Genomic DNA, 19,080 nt, shown 5'->3' with positions numbered 1-19,080 from the left:
TTCGCGAGAGCCGCCACACGGTTCCTCGGACGTCCCCCGCCGAGGCCGCGGCTCTGCGCGCCGGGCGCGGCGAAACCAAGGCGGCGTAGATAATCGCGGGACGCGTGCGAGCGTGCCTTTGCCGACGCTCGCGGACGTGCTATGAAGAGGATCGGACCGAGAGAGGAGAGTTTCCCCTCCCCTCTCGTTTTGCTCACGCTCCCAGCGAGACGCGGAAGACGAGGGACCAGCTCGTCTTCCGCACGCTGCGGAACGTCAGCGACGAGCTCAGACGTGGCAGCAGCCACTTCATCGCTCATCCTCCGATCGATCGGGCAAGGCATATGCCCACATGGCGCCGGGAGCCCATCTCCCGGCGCGGGACGCTGGCCAGCCCTGGCTCGTCGCCGGATCGAATAGTCCGGTGTCGACGCACCAACCCGTTATGCGAGCATCATGCATGATGGTGTGCGCCTGCGTCGGCAAGCAGCGAATTGGCGAAGGGTGTGGCCAATCGGGCCGTCGCCGTGCGACGCTTCCCGGAGATGCTCCGGATTCCGCGATCGGGAGCCGCGCCGATTCGAACGAGGTCGACGATTCGTATGTGTGAACAGCGCGACGACGGGGCGCCCTACGCCGTCGGCTTCCGATCGACGACCCGCGAGGTTGCGGAGGTCGCGCTCCCCGTGCGCGGGACGCTGCCGGACTGGCTCTCGGGCGCGCTGCTGCGGGTCGCGCCGGCGCTGTTCGAGGTCGGCGCGGAGCGTTACGCGCATTGGTTCGACGGCCTCGCGCGGCTCCATCGCTTCGCCGTCGCCGACGGGCGCGTGACCTATCGCAGCCGCTTCCTGCGCTCGCGGGCCTACGAGGAGGCGACGCGGACGGGCCGGATCGTCCACGCCGAGTTCGCCACCGACCCCTGCCGCACCCTGTTCGGGCGCGTGCAGGCCATCCTCGAGCCGACGATCACCGACAACGCGGTGGTCAGCGTCAACCGCATCGGCGGCGAGATCGTCGCGCTGACCGAGACGCGCCTTCCCGTGCGCTTCGACCCGCACACGCTGGAGACGCTCGGCGTCCACGATTTCGGCGCGTCCGTCGAGGGCTCGGTCTCGACGGCGCATCCGCACCACGACGGGGCGAGCGCCTACACCTACCTGATCTCCTTCGGCCGCCGCTCCGCCTACCACGTCCATGCCGTCGACGACGGGGGCGCCGAGCGCGAGCTCGCGCGCATCCCGGTGGACCGGCCGTCCTACATGCATTCCTTCGGCATGAGCGCGCGCCGGCTGATCCTCGCCGAGTTCCCCTTCGTGGTGAACCCCCTGCGCCTGTACCTCTCGGGCGTGCCCTTCATCCGCAATTATCGCTGGGACCCGGCGCGGGGGACGACGCTCACCGCGATCGACAAGGAGACCGGCGCGCTGGTCGGGCGCTGGACCGCGCCGCCGCTCTTCGCCTTCCACCACGTCAACGCCGTCGAATGCGAGGACGCCCTCGAAATCGACCTCGTCGCCTACGACGACGCGTCGGTCATCGACGCGCTCTATCTCGCCCGGCTGCGCGGGAGCGAGCCGGTCCGCGCGGTCGGGCGGCTGGTGCGGCTGACGCTGCCCGCGGGCGGCGGGGAGGTGGCGGTGCGCACCTTGTCGGACACGCCGATGGAGCTGCCGCGGATCGACTACCCGCGGCGCCAGGGCCGACCCTACCGGTTCGTCTGGGGCAGCGGCCAGGCGGGCGACGACTTCTTCGATTCGATCGTCAAGATCGACCTCGCCGGCGACCCGGCGACGAACGCTCGCGTCTGGCGCGAGGAGGGCGCATGGCCCGGCGAGCCGGTTCTCGTGCGCCGTCCGGGCAGCGTGGCGGAGGACGACGGCGTGCTGCTCTCCGTCGTGCTCGACGCCCGCGCCGAGCGCTCCAACCTGCTCGTGCTCGACGCGGCGACGCTCCAGGAGATCGCGCGGGCGGAGGCACCCGAGATCGTCACCTTCGGCTTCCACGGCAACTTCCTCGGCACGCCGGAGGATGGGCCGCTGCACGCCTGAGGCGCACGGTCACGCCGGGCGGAGGTCGAGCTCCATGAGCCGGCGCAGCGCGTCGATCTCCAGCCCCGCGACCAGTTCGCGCGCGACGACCCCGTCCGGCCCGATGTCGAAGGTGGCGAGGTCCGTGTAGACCCGCGAGACGCAGGCGCGGCCGGTGAGCGGATAGGTGCATTCGCGCACGAGCTTGGGCCGGCCCTCCTTCGTCAGCGCCTCCATGAGCACGAAGACGCGCTTGGCGCCGATCGCGAGGTCCATGGCGCCGCCGACGGCGGGGATCGCGTCCGGCTTGCCGGTGTGCCAGTTGGCGAGGTCGCCTCCGATCGAGACTTCGAAGGCGCCGAGCACGCAGATGTCGAGGTGGCCGCCGCGCATCATCGCGAAGGAATCCGCGTGGTGGAAGAAGGACGCGCCGGGCAGCGTCGTCACCGGCTGCTTGCCGGCGTTGATCAGCTCGGGGTCCTCCTCCCCGGGCGCCGGGCGCGGCCCCATGCCGAGGAGCCCGTTCTCGGTGTGCAGCACGATCTCGCGCCCCGCGGGCAGATGATCGGCGACACGGGTCGGCAGGCCGATGCCGAGGTTGACGTAGGCGCCGTCGGGGATGTCGCGGGCGACGCGGGCGGCCATCGTGTCGCGGTCGAGCTTGTTCATCGCGGGGAACCTCACCAGGACGGGGGCGTCGTCTCCTGCGCGACGACGACGCGCGAGACGAAGATGCCGGGGGTGACGACGCTCTCCGGGTCGAGCGCGCCGAGCGGCACGACCTCCGAGACCTGCGCCACCGTGAGCGCCGCGGCGCTCGCCATGATCGGCCCGAAATTGCGCGCGGTCTTCGTGTAGACGAGGTTGCCGTGCCGATCGCCGGCGCGGGCCTTGATCAGCGCGACGTCGGCGCGGATCGGGTACTCGAGCACGTAGTCGCGCCCGTCGATCGTGCGCGTCTCCTTGCCCTCGGCGAGCAGCGTGCCGTAACCGGTGGGCGTGAAGAACGCCCCGATCCCCGCGCCCGCCGCGCGGATACGCTCGGCGAGATTGCCCTGCGGCACGACCTCGAGTTCGATCTCGCCCGCCCGGTAGAGCCGGTCGAAGTGCCAGCTGTCGTGCTGGCGCGGGAAGGAGCAGATCACCTTGCGCACGCGCCGCGCCGCGATCAGCGCCGCGAGGCCGCCGTCGCCGTTGCCGGCGTTGTTCGAGACGATCGTGAGGTCCTTCGCGCCCTGGGCGATGAGCGCGTCGATGAGCGCGAACGGCATTCCCGCCGTGCCGAACCCGCCGACGAGAACCGTCGCGCCGTCGCGGATGCCCTCGACCGCCGCCTCCAGCGTCGGGACGATCTTGTCGATCATGCCTGTCGTCTCCCCGAGGCGGGCGAGAGCGCCCGCGCGCCCCACAGGCTTAGCGGATGGAAGTGTTCGAGAAAATCGCCGCACGTCGGCCAGCCCGTGCGGGCGTACCGAGGCGCCTTGCGGACGAACGGGGGATATCCTAGGGATATCACTCGAGCGCCCGCCACGGCGCGCTGGTCCACCAGGAGGTCGCGATGACGAGATCCATCATCGGGCAATGGGGCAAGAGCCTCGCGGTCCGCCTCCCCGCCGACGTCGTGCGTGCGGCCGGGCTTACGAAGGGCGCCGAGGTCGAGTGCGCGGTGGAGAACGGCACGGTCGTGATTCGTCCCGCGCGGTCGGAGGCCGAGATGCGCGACGCCATGGAGGCGGCGCAGGAGATCGTTCGCGCCTCCCGCGGCCTGCGCCTGAACGGCCTCACGATCCGTCAGCTCGTCGACGAAGGGCGGCGCGGGGAGTGATCGTCCTGGACAGCTCCATGACGCTCTCCTGGTTCTTCGAGGACGAGCGGACCGAGGCGGGCCTCGCGCTCCTCCTGCGGATTCCGTCGACCGGAGCCCTCGTGCCTTCGCTCTGGAAGGTCGAGGTCGCCAACGCCCTCGCGACGGCCGTGCGGCGCGGGCGCTGCACGCCGGACCTCGTCGAGGCGACCTTGTCGCGGCTGGAGCGCATGCGCATCCGGATCGACGATGCGACCACGGTGCACGCCTGGGGCGCGACACGCGCTCTCGCCGCGGCTCATGGGCTGACGATCTACGACGCGACGTACCTGGAAGTCGCTGTGCGCGGGCGCCTGCCGCTCGCCACCTGCGACCGGCGGCTCGCGGCCGCCGGCCATGCATGCGGGCTCGCCGTCGTCGACGGGACACGCTCGCCGGGGTGATGCTTCGGAGCGGCTCGCCGCCCGCTCGACTTCTCGCCATCCACGGGCCAGGGTCGCGCGTAGACACCCTTCGACGGCGAAGGACCCTCGATGACGCGCCCATCCCCCTCCCCGCTCGCGGCGGCTTCGATCCTGCTCGCGGCGTGGTTCCTGGCGAGCCTCGCCGTGAACCTGCCACCTTTCGCGGAGGCGCTGTTCGGCGCCTTCCATCTCGGTTTCGCGCTGGAGGTGGGGGCGGTGTTCGCGGTCCTGGCGCTCGTGCGCGCGCGGCTCGGCCGGGTGCCGCGGGCGCTCGTGCACGCCCTCGCGGCGCTCCTCGTCCTCATGGTCGCGATCCGCATCGCCGATCTCACGGCGCGCTCGGTCGTCGACCGTCCGCTCAACCTGTATCTCGACGTCTCGCTCCTGCCGGCGACGATGGACGTCGCGCGCACGCTGCTCGGCCCCCTGCGGGCCTGGGGCGCGGTGGCGGGGCTGCTCGTCGGCCTCGCCGCGCTGTGGGCCGCCCTCGCGTGGGGCCTGTCGCGGCTCGTGGAGCTGTTCGCGGCGGCGTCCGCACGGCGCACGATGTACGCGCTCGGCGCCGGCGCGCTCGCGCTCTACGGGGGGCAGAAGGCGTTCCTCGAGGGGCTTCCGGGCTGGCGGCCGGTCGGCGGCTCGGCGAGCCTGACGGTGGCGCTCCAGGCGGAGGGACTCGTCGTCGCACTGGGCCGGCGCGCCGCCTTCCGCGCCGATCTCGCCCGGGACGCGGCCGACGGCATTCCCGACGCCGAGATGCTCGGCGCGCTCGAGGGACGTGACGTCCTGGTGGTCTTCATCGAGAGCTACGGCGTCACGGCCCTCGACGAGCCCGCCTACGCGGACGTCGTCGGCCCGCGCCTCGCCGCCTTCGAGGCGCGCGCGCGCGCGGCCGGCTTCGCCCTCTCCTCCGGGCGGCTCGTGGCGGCGAGCGCGGGCGGGCAATCCTGGCTCAACCACGCCAGCGTCTCGGCGGGCCGCTTCATCGACGACCAGACGCTCTACGCGCTGTTCCTCTCCGAGGACCCGCGCACCCTCGTCGACGACTTCTCCCGCGCCGGCCGGCGCACCGTCCAGTCGATGCCGGCGATCACCATGCCCTGGCCCGAGGGTCAGCTCCTGGGCTACGACGCGACCTTCGAGGCCGCCCACATGGGGTACGCGGGACCCCCCTTCTACTGGGGAATCGTGCCCGACCAGTTCGCCCTCGACCACCTCGCCGGCGCCGAGCTCGACGCGCCCGATCGCCCGCCGGTCTTCGCCGTGGCCGCGCTGATCTCGAGCCACGCGCCCTGGCTCCCGGTCCCGGAGGTGGTGCCCTGGGAGGCGCTGGGCGACGGCGCGATCTACCGCCGGTGGACGGACGGCGCGCCGCATCCGCGGGAGGTCTGGCGCGATCCCGACGCCGTGCGGGCGCAGTACGCGCGCTCGGTCGCGCATTCGATCGACGCGGTCGCGGCCTTCGTCGCCGACCGGCTCTCGCCCGAGACCGTCGTGATCGTCATGGGCGACCACCAGCCGGCACCGCTGATCACGGGGGAAGACGCGTCGCGCGCGGTGCCGGTCCACGTGCTCGCGAGCGATGCGGCGCTGCTCGCGCCCTTCGACGCGCTGGCGTTCCGCCCGGGCGCGGCCCCGCCGCCCCGGCCGCTCGTCGGCGACGCCGCACTGCCCCGCATCGACGCGCTGCGGCCGACGCTGCTGGAGGGCTGGCGAGGCCGGAGCCGTAACGCCGATCAGGCCGGCGCCCCGGTCGTCGCCCGCTGACGTCGCCCGCTCGCGGATCGCTCCACGGAGCCGACCCCCTCACGCCGCCGCCGTCTCGATGATCCGCGGCAGGGCCTTCTCGCGCTCGTCGAAGACGTGGCACAGCGCCCCGTCGAAGCCGAGGGTCACCTCGTCGCCCTCGCGCTGCGGCGCGTCGCCGGGGATCTTCGCCGTGACGAGCGAGCGGTCGGCGAGGCGCACGTGGAGCAGGTAGGCCTCGCCCAGCTGCTCGATCACGTCGATCTTGCCCGAGACCTGCGATTCCGCGGGCTCGAGCACGATGTGCTCCGGGCGGATGCCGAGCGTCACCTTCTGGCCGGGCTGGACGCGCGAGCCGTCGACCTTCGCCACCGCGCGCCCGCCGCCGGGGAGGCCCATGGTGATCGTGCCTCCCGTGGCACTGTCCACCGTCGTCTCGATGAAGTTCATCCGCGGCGAGCCGATGAAGCCGGCGACGAAGAGGTTCTGCGGGTTGTGGTAGAGCTCGAGCGGGTGCCCGACCTGCTCGACGTTGCCCGCGTTGAGCACGACGATCTTGTCGGCGAGCGTCATCGCCTCGACCTGGTCGTGGGTGACGTAGATCATCGTCACGCCCATGTCCTTGTGGAGCTTGGCGATCTCGATGCGCATCTGCACGCGCAGCGACGCATCGAGGTTCGACAGCGGCTCGTCGAACAGGAAGACCTTCGGCTCGCGCACGATGGCGCGCCCGATGGCGACGCGCTGGCGCTGGCCGCCGGAGAGATTCTTCGGCAGCCGGTCGAGCAGCGGAGTCAGCTCCAGGATGTCGGCGGCCTTGAGCACCGCGTCCTTGATCTCCTGCTTGCCCGACTTCGCGAGCTCGAGGCCGAAGGCCATGTTCTCGTAGACCGTCATGTGCGGGTAGAGCGCGTAGGACTGGAACACCATCGAGATGCCGCGCTCCTTGGGCGAGAGCGCGTTGACCCTGCGCCCGCCGATCATCAGATCGCCGTCGCTGATGTCCTCCAGCCCGGCGACGAGGCGCAGCAGCGTCGACTTCCCGCAGCCCGAGGGGCCGACGAAGACGACGAACTCCCCGTCCTTGATGTCGAGGTCCACCGCATGGATGATCTCGACGTTGCCGAAGCGCTTGGTGACCTTCTCGAGAACGACCTCCGCCATCGCCTCCTCCTGTCGTTTCCGGGACGCCACCGGGAGGCGCCCGTCTCGTTTCTCTTGTGCCACGCTCACGCGTGTGCTGCGCGAAAGCGGGGGTGAAGCGGCGCGCGGGGCCGAGACCCCGCGCGCGCGGTCGCTGGTCGGCTCAGCCCTTCACCGCGCCGGCGGTGAGGCCGGACACGATGCGCCGCTGGAAGATCAGCACGAGCACGACCACCGGCACGGTGACCGTGACGGAGGCGGCCATGATGTTGCCCCAAGGCAGCTCGAACTGCGTGGCGCCGGTCAGCAGCGCGATCGCGACGGGCACGGTGCGCTGCTCGGTGGAGAGCGTGAAGGTGAGCGCGAACAGGAACTCGTTCCAGGCCACGATGAAGGCGAGCAGCCCCGTCGTCACCATCGCCGGCCACATCAAGGGCAGGAAGATCCGGCGCACCACCGTCCAGGGCGAGGCGCCGTCGACGAAGGCCGCCTCCTCGAGCTCCTTGGGCAGCTCGCGCATGAAGGTCGTGAGCACCCACACCGTGAAGGGCAGAGTCAGGATCATGTTGGAGAGGATTAGGCTCCACAGGCTGTTGTAGATGCCGAGCGCGCGCACGAGCTCGAACATGCCCGACAAGACGGCCACCTGCGGGAACATCGACACCGAGAGGATGGTGAAGAGCAGGAGTCCCCGCCCGCGGAAGCTCACGCGCCCGAGCGCGTAGGCTGCGGTCACGCCGAGGAACAGCGAGAGCGCCACCACCGACACCGCGACGACCACGGAGTTGAGGATGTTGCGCCCGAAGGGCTGGCCGGTGAACACCGAGACGTAGTTGGCGATGCTCACCGAATCCGGCCACACGGCCGCGGAGAACAGCGCCTGCCCCGAGCGCAGGCTGGAGATCACGGCATAGTAGAACGGGAAGATCGCGAAGATGACGATCGCCACGATCAGGAGCCAGAAGCCGGCCTTGGCGACGAAGGACGTTCTCATCGCGGATCCTCCCCGAGGCGCACGCGCCCGACCATCAGGGTGACGATCACGAGGAGCGCGATGATGAGGAACAGGAGCGTCGAGGCGGCGGAGCCGTAGCCCACCTGCTGGAAGTCGACGAGCTGCTGGCGCGCGTAGACGGACATCGAGGCCGTGTCGCGCGAGTTCGAGGTGAGCACGTAGATCAGGTCGAAGATGCGCAGCGCGTCGAGCGCACGGAAGATGATCGCCACCATCAGCGCCGGGCGGATGAGCGGCAGCGTCACCCGGAAGAACACCTTGATCGGGCTGATGCCGTCGACCCTCGCGGCCTCGTAACAGTCCGACGGGAGCATCTGCAGCGCCGCGAGGATGAGGAGCGCCATGAACGGCGTCGTCTTCCACACGTCGACCATCACGACCGCCCACAGCGCGGTGTCGGGCGAGGCGGTCCAGGCGACGGGCTCGGAGATGATCCAGAACGTCATCAGGATGTCGTTGAGGACGCCGAACTGGTCGTGCAGCATCCAGCCCCACATCTGCGCCGACACGATGGTCGGGATCGCCCACGGGATCAGGATCGCCGCGCGCAGCATGCCGCGCCCCGGGAAGGCGGCGTTGAGGGTGAGCGCCACGATCATGCCGAGCACGAGCTCCAGGCCGACCGAGACCACCGTGAACCAGATCGTGTTGTAGACGGCGCGCCACCAGTCGGGATCGGCGATGACGCCGTACCATTCTCCCTCGTAGTACTCGAGGAAGTTGGCGAAACCGATGAACTCGTAGTCCGAGAGGGACGACAGGCGCGCGTCCGTGAAGCTGAAGAAGATCGTTCGCAGCAGCGGCCAGCCGGCGACGAGGGCGAGCACGATCATCATCGGCGTGAGGAAGAGCCAGGCCGAGCGCACGCGGGCGCGGGTCAGCTCCGAGGATTTGGCGGGCGTCGCCATGGATCGGCCTTTCCGTGTCTCCCCGTCGCGCGGCGCCGGCGTGCCGAGCCCGGCGCGAGGACGCGAGACCAACAGGTGCGGGGGGCGGGCGCCGCCCGGAGCGGGGGGCTCCGGGCGGCGCCGACGTCTCGGGCTCCCGGCGGGAGCGCGTCGCGGATCACCAGCCGCGACGGCTCATGCGCTCGAGGGCCGACTGCAGGTCGGCGAGCGCCTGCTCCGCCGTGGCGTTGCCGGTGAGCACGTTGTGGCTCGCCTCCCAGAACTCCGCCGAGACGCGGTTGTAGCTCTCGCCGGTCGGACGCGAAGGACGCGCCACCGCATTGACGAACGTGTCGTAGAGATCGCCGAAGAACGGCACCGCGTCGAGCACCTCCTGGTCCTCGTAGAGCGCGGCGATCGTCGGATTGTAGGCGCCGACGATGGCGCGGCGCTTCTGCTCCTCGTAGGAGGTGAGGTAGCGCACGAGGTCGGCGGCGGCCTCCTGCTCCTCGGAGTAGCGCGAGACGGCGAGCTGCCAGCCGCCGAGCGTGCCGGTGTTCTTGCCGTCCTCGCCGCCCCGCGGCAGGGCCGCGACGCCGACGTTGCCGGAGATCGGGCTGTCCGCGCCGTTGGCGAGCGGGTAGGCGTAGGGCCAGTTGCGCATGAACACGGCGTTTCCGGACTGGAACACGCCGCGGGCCTCCTCCTCGGCGTAGTTCAGCACGCCCTCGGGCGTGATGTTGCCGATCCAGGTGCCGGCGAGCTCGAGCGCGGCGACCGCGTTGGGATTGGCGATCGTCACCGTGCCGTCGGGATCGACGATGGAGCCGCCGCCGAACGCGTCGACCCACTCGAGCGCGTTGCAGGTGAGCCCCTCGTAGGCGCGGCCCTGGAACACGAAGCCCCACATCTGGCGATTACCCTCGGCGCGCTCGGCGTCCTGGATCGCCTTGGCGGTGTCGGTCATCTCCTGCCAGGTGGTCGGCACCTCGAAGCCGTGCTTCTCGAGCAGGTCGGAGCGGTAGTAGAGCAGCCCCGCGTCCGTGAACCACGGCATGGCGACGAGGCGTCCGTCGATCGTGTTGTTCTCCACGATCGCCTCGAAGTGCTCGTCCTGCGCGCCGTCCATGTAGGGCGCGAGGTCGATGAAGTGGTCGGCCAGGATGCCCGGCCAGATCACGTCGATCTGGAAGACGTCGATGTCCGCCGCGCCGGCGGCGAGCAGCTGCTGGTAGAGCGCGAGGCGCTCCGTCGAGGAGTTCGGCGTCGAGACCACCGTCACCGAGTTGCCGGTCGCCTCGGCCCAGGCCTCCGCGCCGTCGCGGCAGATGTCGAGTTCCTGGCCCAGCGCACCGCAGGAAATCGAGATCGAGGCGCCCTGCGCCTGCGCCCCGCCCGCGGCGAGCGCCGCCGTCAACGCCAGCGCCGAGGCGCCGATGAGAGTGCGAACCTGCATGCGTGAAGTCCTCCCTTGCTGCCGGCGCGCGCCCCCGCGCTTCGCCGTCCGTGGATCCCGTGAAGACGAACGCCTCGGGCATCGACACCGCAGGTCGCCCCGGAGCGGGCCGGCGCGTCCGACGTTGCGCATCCAAAGCGCTTTGGGGAAGGCGTAGAACGACGTGGGGTAATCTGTCAAGGAAGCGAAGCATCATTTTCTGTTTTGCACCGCAGCATGTCTTTTCGCAGGTGCCGAAAGCCTTGCGTGATACTACGAAAGCTCGCACAATGCTCACTCAAAGCGCTTTGGACCAGCGGTATGAATCTGAAGGAACTCGCCGCACACCTGGGAATCTCGCAGACGACCGTCTCGCGGGCGCTCAACGGCTACCCGGACGTGGCCGAGGCGACGCGCCGCCAGGTGCTGGAGGCGGCGCGCAGGTTCAACTACCGCCCGAACCCGGCGGCGCGGCGCCTGGCCACCGGACGGGCCGGCACCGTCGCCATCCTGTTTCCCGTCGAGCGCAACCTGCTGGTCGACCCGCACTTCTTCGAACTCCTCGCCGGTCTCGCGGAAATGATCGCGCGCACCGAGATGGAGCTGTCGCTGCGCGCGACGCCGCCGCGGGAGGAACTCGAGACGTACCGACGGCTCGTCAACGCCGGACGGGTCGACGGGTTCGTTCTGTCCTCGCCGACCCTGCGCGACCCGCGCATCGCCGAGCTCACGGCGCTGGGCGCTCCGTTCGTCGTGCACGGCCGCACGCAGGAGACGCTGCCCTACGCCTATCTCGACATCGACAACGAGGACGCGTTCGCGCGCGCCACCGCGCTGCTGCTCGACCTCGGCCACACCGACGTCGCGCTGCTGAACGGCGACGCCGCGCTCAGCTTCGCGCGCGACCGCGAGCAGGGCTATCGCGCCGCGCTCGCCGGCCGCGGCCTCTCGCCGGCGCCGGGCCGGATCACGAACGCGCCGATGACCGAGGAGGTGGGCTATCGCCAGGCCCGCGCGATGCTGGACACGGCGGAGCGGCCGACCGCCTTCCTCGCCTCGAGCGTGCTTCTGGCGCTCGGCGTCTATCGCGCCGCGCGCGATCTCGGGCTCGCGGTGGGGCGCGACGTCTCCGTCATCGCCCACGACGACGCCCTGCCCTTCCTCAAGGCCGAGACCTTCGACCCGCCGCTCGCGACGACGCTCTCCCCCATTCGCCGCGCCGGCTATCGCATCGGCGAGATGCTGATCGAGCGGATCTCGGGCGTCGACCCGAAGGCGCTCCGGGAGCTGTGGACGGTCGACCTCGTCTTCCGCGCCTCCGTCGCCCCGCCGCACGGGCTGCGCGGCGGCGCGCCCGCGGCCCGCGCGGCGGGCGGCGACGCCGGGGCGCGACGGCCGGCGCGGTGAGCGGGGTCAGGTCGGGGGCGGAGGCGCCTCGCCGAGGGCCTGGCCGATGCGCGCGCGCAGTTCCGAGCCGGTGCGCTGGAAGCCCAGGAGCCGCGCCACCGCCGTGACCGCCTCCTCGCGGTCCATGGCGCCGTTGTCGGCGATCGCCCGGGCGAGTGCGGCGCGAATCTCGTGCGCGGCGATCATCGCCGGCAGGCGGGTGTTCGGGGGCGCCTCCGTCCGGTCGCGTACGGGCGGCGAGGCATGCTGCGCCCGTGTCATCCAGAACCCGCGCTCGACGAGGAGGGCGTCCTCGCCCACCCCCCGGGCGGCCGCCGCCGCGAGCCCGCGGGCGACCGTCTCGGCGATCCGCGCCCCGGCGCGCTGCGCGCCGAAGGCGGCGGCGTAGCGCCGGGCGATCTCGTCGGCGTGGATCGGACCTTCGACGGCGACGATCTCGCGGACCATGCGCGCGACGTCCGACGGGCGCGCCTCGTGCGGCTCGACGCCCCGCGGGGCGGCCGGCGCGGCGGCGCGGTAGGGGTCGCCGGCGGCGGGGCCGGGCGCGCCGTGGGGCGGCCCGGTGTCGGGCACGAGCATGTCGTGCTCGTTCTTCCGTGGAGGTGCGGGCGGGGGCGCCGGCGCGGGCGGCGGCTCGGCCCGCGCGGCTTCGAGCGCCGCGCGCAGGCGCGCGATCTCGGCCTCCCGGCGGTAGTACCAGTCGGTGCTCCAGATTCGGTGGAAGCGCCAGCCCATGCCCTCCAGGATCTCCTGGCGCAGGCGGTCGCGCTCGCGCGCCCACAGAGCGCCGTGATAGCTCGCGCCGTCGCATTCGACCGCGAGCATCCAGCGCCCGGGCGTCTCGGGGTGGCGGATCGCGAGATCGATGCGGAAGCCCGCGTGCCCGACCTGCGGATCGGCGAGGTATCCGAGGCCGGCGACGACGCGCGCGACATCCTCCTCGAACCCGCTCTCGGGGTCGCGCCCCGTGGCGGCGGCCGTCTCCAGCACGCCCGTCTCGGCATAGGCGAGGAACCGCCTGAGCGCCGCGGGACCACGTCCGCGGGCGCGGGCGAGGTCGATGTCCCCGCTCGCGAAGGAGACGAAGACCTCGCAGCGCAGCCGCGCGCGGGTGAACAGCACGTTGAGCCGCCGCTCTCCCCCGTCCGACGAGACGGGCCCGAACGCCATCGTGTCGAGCGGCTCGCCGGCCCGGCGCGGGCCGTAGCCGACGCTGATGAGGATCACGTCGCGCTCGTCTCCCTGCACGTTCTCCAGGTTCTTGACGAACAGGCTCTCCCCGCCCTCGCGCGCCACGATGAAGGCGTCGAGCGCGGGGTCGGCGCGGCGCGCCTCGTCGAGGTGCAGCGAGACGAGGTCGCGCTGGGCGGTGGAGAAGGTGACGATGCCGAGCGATTCGCCCGGCCGCTCGCGGGCGTGGCGCGCCGCCGCCTCGACGACCGCGCGGGCCTCCGCGGCGTTCGTGCGCGTGCCTCCACGATCGTAGGCTCCGGCGACGCGGGTGGCGACGAGCCCTTGCGCGCCACGCTCGGCCTGCGGCGAGGGCGGCAGCACGAGGTCGTGCTCGTAGAATTCGGCGTTCGAGACGGCGATGAGCGAGGGGTGGCGCGAGCGGTAGTGCCAGCGCAGGCGCGTGCGCGGCAGGCCGCGGGCCTCGCACAGGGTGAGGATCGATTCCAGCTCCGTCGCCTTGGCCGCGCCGGCGAGCGCGTCCCCGGCATCGTCCTCCTCCGCGTCCTCGGCGGGGGCGGCGTCGGCCATCAGGCGATCGAAGAAGCTCGTGGGCGGCAGCTGCTTGGCGTCGCCGACCACGACGACGCGATCGGCCCGGGCGAGCACGCCGAGCGCGTCCTCCGGGCGCACCTGGCTCGCCTCGTCGAAGACGACGAGGTCGAAGCGGATGCGCCCCGGCTCGAGGTACTGCGCCACCGAGAGCGGGCTCATCAGGAAGATCGGCTTGATGCGCTGGAGGGCCGAGCCGGCGCGGGCGACGAGGCGGCGCAGCGCCATGTGCCCGCGCTTCTTGGCGATCTCGCCACGGATCACGGCCATCTCGCCGCTGCCGCCGCGGGGCATCGCGGCGGCGTGGCGGGCGCGGATGAGCGCGGCGACCTCGCCGCGGCGGGCGTGCTCCAGCCGCGCGAACTCGGCGACGAGATCCCCGCGGCGCAGGCCCTCGAGCCCGGCCAGCCCCGGCCGCTCGGCGAGCGCGCGCTTCCAGAGCGCCTCGGCGCGGGCGTGGCGCAGTTCCTCCAGCGCGGCTCCCGGCAAGAGGCGCCCTTCGGCGAGGCGCCGGGCGAGGTCCCCCGCGCCGGCGTCCGCGAGCGCGGCCTCCGCTTGCGCCAGCGCGCGCCACTCGGGGAACCGCGCCGTCCCGTCCCGCCAGGCGGCGAGGCGCTCGACGAGCCCGGCGAGCGGGATCGCCTCGAGGCGCGCGACGTCGAAGGCGCGCGGGAGGTCGAGCCCGAGCGTGTCGAGGATGGTGCCGAGCGCCTGCGTGCTCTCGCGCGCGAGTGTGCCGACCTGTCGCGACCACTCGACGAGCCGCGCATCACCGGCGAACCCCCTCAGCTGCGGCCACCGCGCCGCGAGATTCGCGCCGAAGACCGCGGCCGGGCCGCGGCGCCAGGCGACGACCGCCTTCAGGGACGCGACGTCCGTGCGCCGCCCCGCCCAGAGCGGTCCGAGCGTCTCGCGCGCCTGCGTGCCGATCTCCTCGAGCGCGGCGAGCCGCTGCCTCAGCGCGATCAGCCGGTCGACGAGGGCGAGGCGCTTCCCGGGCTCGCGCGGGACGTCCCCCGTGATCCACGTCGCCAGCTCCGCGACCGCCCGGCGATAGCTCCCGCCCAGCCGGGCGAAGAACGAGCCGGCGCCGCGTGCGAGGGCCGCGCGCACGTCCGCCGTGCGGGCCTCCAGCGCCGCCGGCGCGAACAGCGGCAGGTCCGCCTCGATTGCCGCGATCGCCTCCGCGGCGTCGGCGAGGAGCGCGTCGCAGCCCGCGAGCGCGGCCTCGGGCAGCGCGACGAGCGCGTCGCGCATCTCGGGGCCGCCGGGCGCCCGCGCCAGGGCGTCGAGGGCACGGGCGAGGCCGGTCATGTCGTGGACGGTCCGCGACGGCCCGTAGCCGAGCGCGCGCGCGTAGGCGCCGCAGGCCTCGACCCGCTTCGGCAGGGCGTCCGCCAGCGCGGCGCAGGACGGCGCGAGCCGGTCGAGGTCGAGCGGCTGGAGCGCGAGCCGCGTCGCGCCCCGCCAGGGATGCGCGTCGGCGCGGCCGTGGCGCGCGGAGAGATCGGCGAGCCCCGCCGCCTGCGCGACGAGGGCGTCCCACGACCGCGCGTCGGCTTCCGCGAGGCCCTCGATGGCCAGAGAGGGGGGCGGCAGGCCGACGCCGGCGGCGCGGGCCAGGTCGCCGAGCGCGTGGTAGGGGGTCGTCCCGGTGGCACCGAGCGGCGCGTGCAGCCCCTCGCTCGCGGCGTTGAGCGCGTCGCGCACCGCGGCGAGCCGCCGCTCGCTGTGGGAGAGGTCCGGCGCATCGGCGCCGCTCTCCAGGGTGCGGCCGAGCTCCTGCGCGACGAGCCGCTTGTTGGCCGCCCGCGAATGCAGCTCGAGGCACAGCGGCCCGAGCCCCGCGCGGGCGAGGCGCGCGTGCACGACCTCGAGCGCCACCATCTTCTCGGCCACGAACAGCACGGAGAGCCCGTCGTGCGCCGCCGCCGCGAGGAGGTTGGCGATCGTCTGCGACTTGCCCGTGCCCGGCGGCCCCTGCACGACGAGATTACCGCCCATCCGCGCGGTCTCGATGGCGAGCGTCTGCGAATGGTCGGCATCGACCACGTGCAGGAGGTCGCTCGGCCGGTAGCGGCGGTCGAGGTCGCCGGGCGAGACCGCACGCGGCGCGGGCGCATCGGGGAAGCCCTCGACGAGGAGCCCGTGCAGCAGCGGATGCTCGAGGATGGCGTGCCCGGGCCATTTGTCCGGCTCGAGGTCGTGGAACATCAGGAGCTTGGCGAAGGAGAACAGGCCGAGCTCGACGCCGGCGCGGTCCACGCCCCAGCGCGGCTTGCCGGAGACCGCCTCCTCCACGGCGTCGAAATAGGCCGCGGGCGTCCAGTCCTCCGCCTCGGGGATCGGCGGCAGCGTCACGCCGAGCTCGCGCAGGCGCTCGGCGAGCGGGAGGTTCGGGCCGATGTCCTCCTCGCGGGCCTTCAGGTCGAAGGTCGACCGCCGCGCGTCGCGCACGAGCGAGACCGGGACGAGCACGAGCGGCGCTTCGCGGGGGACGTCGCTGCGGTCGTCCTCGTACCAGCGCAGGAAACCGATCGCCAGATAGAGGATGTTGACGCCCTGCTCCTCCTCGAGCAGGCGCGCGTCGCGGAAGAAGCGCAGGAGCCGCTTCTCGAGCGCCGCCGGCCCGAGCCGGGTGACGAGGGTATCGGGCCGCGGGGCCGCGCGCGCCGTCGGCGCCGCACGCGCGACCGGCTCGTCCTCCTCGTCCTCGTCGAGGGCGGCGTTCGGCAGCGTCACCGGGATGCGGAAGGCGCCGCCGCCCTCCGCGGGTCCCTCCTCGGCGAGGGGCTCCTCCTCCTCCCGCGCGCCCGCGGCGGCGCGGGCGGCGAGGTCGGGATCCGCGGCGAAGCGCAGGGAACGGCCCTCGCGGACGAGGCGCTCGAACAGGACCTGGGTGTCGGGCACGCGCACCGCGAGCGTCGCGGGGCGCTTCGAGGCGCGGTTCACGTGCACCAGCCGGTTGCGCGTGCCCGTCTCGATCAGCCGCGTGCGAGCCGCGGCGAGCTCCGCTTCCAGGCGGGTGCGATTCCGCGCGCTCGGCTGGTCGTCCACGCTGCGTCTCCTGCGCGACAGCCTCGCCACGAGGCCGTTTTCGACGACCTTATCGCAACCGTGAAACGAAGATGCAAGCAGGCGGATGGCGCCGCGGACGGCGGAGCCGCCCCCGCCGTCACCCCTTGTCGTACGGGTTCTTGCCAACTCTCAAGGAGTAGCGGATCGGCACACCCGGCAGCTCGAAGGTCTCGCGCAGGCTGTTGACGAGGTAGCGGGTGTAGCTCTTCGGCAGGGCGTGGAGCTGGTTGCCGAAGAAGGAGAAGTGCGGCGGGCGCGCCTTCACCTGGGTGCAGTAGCGGATCTTGATGCGCCGGCCGGACACCGCCGGGGGCGGGTTGGCCGAGAGCGCGTCACCGAGCCAGCGATTGAGCTTGGCCGTCGAAATGCGCCTGTTCCAGGTCGCGTAGACCGCGAAGACCGCCTGCATCAGCCGATCGATTCCCTCCCCCGCCAGCCCCGACAGCGGCACGACGGGCGCGCCCTTGACCTGCGGCAGGAGCCGCGTCGCCTTCTCGCGCAGCTCCGCGAGGAGCTTCGGCTGGTCGGCGACGAGGTCCCACTTGTTGAGGCCGATCACCACCGCGCGGCCCTCGCGCTCGACCAGGTCGACGATGGTGAGGTCCTGCTTCTCGAAAGGGATCGTCGCGTCGAGCAGCACCACCACCACCTCGGCGAAACGCATGGCGCGCAGGCCGTCGGAAACGGAGAGCTTCTCGAGCTTCTCCTGCACCTTCGCCCGGCGGCGCATGCCCGCCGTGTCGATGAGCTTGACCGCCTTGCCGCGCCATTCCCACGGCACGGTGATGGCGTCGCGGGTGATGCCGGCCTCGGGGCCCACCAGGAGACGGTCCTCGCCGAGCATGCGGTTGATCAGCGTGGACTTGCCCGCGTTCGGCCGTCCGATCACGGCGATCTGCACCGGCTTGCCGACGGGCGTCTCGTCGCGGTCCTCGTCGATCTCCGGGTCGAGCTCGATCGGCGCCGCGCCGCGGGCGAGGTCGGCCTCCTCGCCGTCCTCGAGCGTCTCGGCCGCCGCGTCGCGCGGCATGTGGGCGAGGAGCGCGTCGTAGAGCTCGCCGAGCCCCTCGCCGTGCTCCGCCGAGAAGGCGATCGGCTCGCCGAGCCCGAGCCCGTAGGCGTCGTAGGTCCCCTCCGCCCCCGCGCGTCCCTCCGCCTTGTTGGCGAGCAGGATCACCGGCTTGCCGGAGCGGCGCACGAGCTCGGCGAAGGGCTGGTCCGCCGGCAGCAGGCCGGTGCGCGCGTCCATGACGAAGAGCACGACGTCGGCGTCCGCGATGGCGCGCTCGGTCTGCGCGCGCATGCGCCCGGCGAGGCTGCCGGGGTCGGCCTCCTCGAGGCCGGCGGTGTCGATGATGCGAAAGCGCAGGTCCGCCAGCTTCCCATCGCCCTCGCGGCGGTCGCGGGTCACGCCGGGGCGATCGTCGACGAGCGCGAGCTTCTTGCCGACGAGGCGGTTGAACAGGGTCGACTTGCCCACGTTGGGGCGGCCGACGACGGCGACGACGAGCGACATGGTGCGTCCCGCGCGGGCGGGCTCTCTCTCAGTTCGCGGCGCCGAGCGGGCCGGCGGCAACCAGGGCGGAATAGACGGCGAGACGCTGGCGCAGCGCGCCGGGCGTCTGCGAATCGACGGCGACGCGGTCGAACCACTCGCCGGCGGCGTCGTAGTCGCCGCGGCGCAGCGCGGCGAGGCCGAGCTGCTCGCGGGCGGTGTGGCGGAAGGCGCCCTCCCCCGCCGCGAGGCTCTGGAGCACGGGCAGCGCCGCGTCCGGCGCGGAATCGATCTGGAGCAGCGCGCCGCGCAGGCGGGCGAGATCGCGCAGGACGGCCGGAGCGGCGCCGTCCGCCGCGATCGCCTCGTAGGCGGCGACGCCCGCGGCGATGTCGGTCCGTGCGGAGAGCGCGGCGAGCCGCAACCGGGCGAGCACGCCGGCGGCGGAGGGCGCGTCGTCGGCGAGGCCCGACAGCAGCGCGCGCGCCTCGTCGGAGCGGCCCTGCTCGACCAGGCTCGACGCCTCGTAGAGCGCGAGCGAGGCCGCCTCCGCCCGCTGGCGCTCGCGCGCCTCCCACCAGGTGTATCCGGCGACGCCCACGACGACGACGACGAGCACGCTCACGACGAGCGACCCGAAGCGCTTCCAAAGCGCCGCCATCTGCGCGCGGCGATATTCCTCGTCGACCTCGCGGGTGAATTGATCCATGAACCTCGAACGGCGCGTCGGCGCGCCCCCCTCGCATGACGGTGGAGCGGATGCGCGTATCATAGGCGGCGCGGCGTGGCGAGCGTTTCGTGAGGCGTGCGGGACGCGGGGC

General features: G+C 72.6%; 14 protein-coding genes. 5 read left to right on the top strand and 9 right to left on the bottom strand.

Features of this window, described 5'->3' with window-relative positions; all coding sequences use genetic code 11:
* Positions 1-581 precede the first annotated feature (581 nt).
* Positions 582-2,027: a carotenoid oxygenase family protein gene (locus AB9M23_RS02435; protein ID WP_372422175.1), complete on the top strand. Its 1,446-nt coding sequence runs from the start codon at positions 582-584 to the stop codon at positions 2,025-2,027.
* A 9-nt stretch (positions 2,028-2,036) separates the two neighbouring features.
* Here AB9M23_RS02435 and AB9M23_RS02430 read toward each other — a convergent pair whose 3' ends face one another.
* Both AB9M23_RS02430 and AB9M23_RS02425 read right to left on the bottom strand, forming a co-directional pair.
* Positions 2,037-2,675, bottom strand: coding sequence for a 3-oxoacid CoA-transferase subunit B (locus AB9M23_RS02430; RefSeq protein ID WP_372422174.1), 639 nt, complete (start codon positions 2,673-2,675; stop codon positions 2,037-2,039).
* Between the two features lie 11 nt (positions 2,676-2,686).
* A complete protein-coding gene (locus AB9M23_RS02425; protein ID WP_443726242.1) occupies positions 2,687-3,367 on the bottom strand; it encodes a 3-oxoacid CoA-transferase subunit A in 681 nt (226 codons plus the stop codon).
* Between the two features lie 197 nt (positions 3,368-3,564).
* Here AB9M23_RS02425 and AB9M23_RS02420 point away from each other — a divergent pair, with 197 nt between their 5' ends.
* The 3 genes from AB9M23_RS02420 (at position 3,565) to AB9M23_RS02410 (ending at position 6,038) form a co-directional block, all read left to right on the top strand.
* Positions 3,565-3,831, top strand: a complete 267-nt coding sequence (locus AB9M23_RS02420; RefSeq protein WP_372422172.1) for an AbrB/MazE/SpoVT family DNA-binding domain-containing protein — start codon at positions 3,565-3,567, stop codon at positions 3,829-3,831.
* Positions 3,828-4,253 (top strand): type II toxin-antitoxin system VapC family toxin, encoded by a 426-nt coding sequence (locus AB9M23_RS02415; RefSeq protein WP_372422171.1) that lies wholly within the window; start codon positions 3,828-3,830, stop codon positions 4,251-4,253. Before AB9M23_RS02420 ends, AB9M23_RS02415 begins: the two co-directional genes overlap by 4 nt.
* A gap of 90 nt (positions 4,254-4,343) precedes the next feature.
* Complete coding sequence (locus AB9M23_RS02410) at positions 4,344-6,038, top strand: alkaline phosphatase family protein (protein ID WP_372422170.1); 1,695 nt, start codon at positions 4,344-4,346, stop codon at positions 6,036-6,038.
* A gap of 39 nt (positions 6,039-6,077) precedes the next feature.
* Here the strand turns inward: AB9M23_RS02410 and AB9M23_RS02405 are convergent, their stop codons facing one another.
* The 4 genes from AB9M23_RS02405 to AB9M23_RS02390 all read right to left on the bottom strand — a co-directional run bounded on the left by AB9M23_RS02405 (position 6,078) and on the right by AB9M23_RS02390 (position 10,518).
* Positions 6,078-7,181 (bottom strand): ABC transporter ATP-binding protein, encoded by a 1,104-nt coding sequence (locus tag AB9M23_RS02405; RefSeq protein WP_372422169.1) that lies wholly within the window; start codon positions 7,179-7,181, stop codon positions 6,078-6,080.
* Positions 7,182-7,323: 142 nt separating this feature from the next.
* Positions 7,324-8,154: a carbohydrate ABC transporter permease gene (locus tag AB9M23_RS02400; protein ID WP_372422168.1), complete on the bottom strand. Its 831-nt coding sequence runs from the start codon at positions 8,152-8,154 to the stop codon at positions 7,324-7,326.
* Positions 8,151-9,083: a carbohydrate ABC transporter permease gene (locus AB9M23_RS02395; protein WP_372422167.1), complete on the bottom strand. Its 933-nt coding sequence runs from the start codon at positions 9,081-9,083 to the stop codon at positions 8,151-8,153. The genes AB9M23_RS02400 and AB9M23_RS02395 overlap by 4 nt, the downstream gene beginning before the upstream one ends.
* A gap of 157 nt (positions 9,084-9,240) precedes the next feature.
* Entirely contained in the window at positions 9,241-10,518 is a 1,278-nt protein-coding gene (locus tag AB9M23_RS02390) for an ABC transporter substrate-binding protein (RefSeq protein WP_372422166.1), read from the bottom strand.
* Between the two features lie 300 nt (positions 10,519-10,818).
* Here AB9M23_RS02390 and AB9M23_RS02385 point away from each other — a divergent pair, with 300 nt between their 5' ends.
* Entirely contained in the window at positions 10,819-11,904 is a 1,086-nt protein-coding gene (locus AB9M23_RS02385) for a substrate-binding domain-containing protein (RefSeq protein ID WP_372422165.1), read from the top strand.
* Between the two features lie 6 nt (positions 11,905-11,910).
* Here AB9M23_RS02385 and AB9M23_RS02380 read toward each other — a convergent pair whose 3' ends face one another.
* The 3 genes from AB9M23_RS02380 to AB9M23_RS02370 form a co-directional block, all read right to left on the bottom strand.
* Positions 11,911-16,743, bottom strand: a complete 4,833-nt coding sequence (locus tag AB9M23_RS02380; protein ID WP_372422164.1) for a DUF3320 domain-containing protein — start codon at positions 16,741-16,743, stop codon at positions 11,911-11,913.
* Between the two features lie 118 nt (positions 16,744-16,861).
* Positions 16,862-18,280, bottom strand: coding sequence for a ribosome biogenesis GTPase Der (der, locus tag AB9M23_RS02375; RefSeq protein ID WP_372422163.1), 1,419 nt, complete (start codon positions 18,278-18,280; stop codon positions 16,862-16,864).
* A gap of 28 nt (positions 18,281-18,308) precedes the next feature.
* The gene (locus tag AB9M23_RS02370; RefSeq protein ID WP_372422162.1) at positions 18,309-18,968 is read right to left on the bottom strand and encodes a tetratricopeptide repeat protein; all 660 of its coding nucleotides are present in this window, start codon (positions 18,966-18,968) and stop codon (positions 18,309-18,311) included.
* Between the last annotated feature and the right edge of the window lie 112 nt (positions 18,969-19,080).

Source organism: Salinarimonas chemoclinalis, assembly GCF_041514305.1.
In the GTDB taxonomy this organism is placed as follows: domain Bacteria; phylum Pseudomonadota; class Alphaproteobacteria; order Rhizobiales; family Beijerinckiaceae; genus Salinarimonas; species Salinarimonas chemoclinalis.
This window is presented reverse-complemented; position numbering and strand designations above follow the sequence as displayed.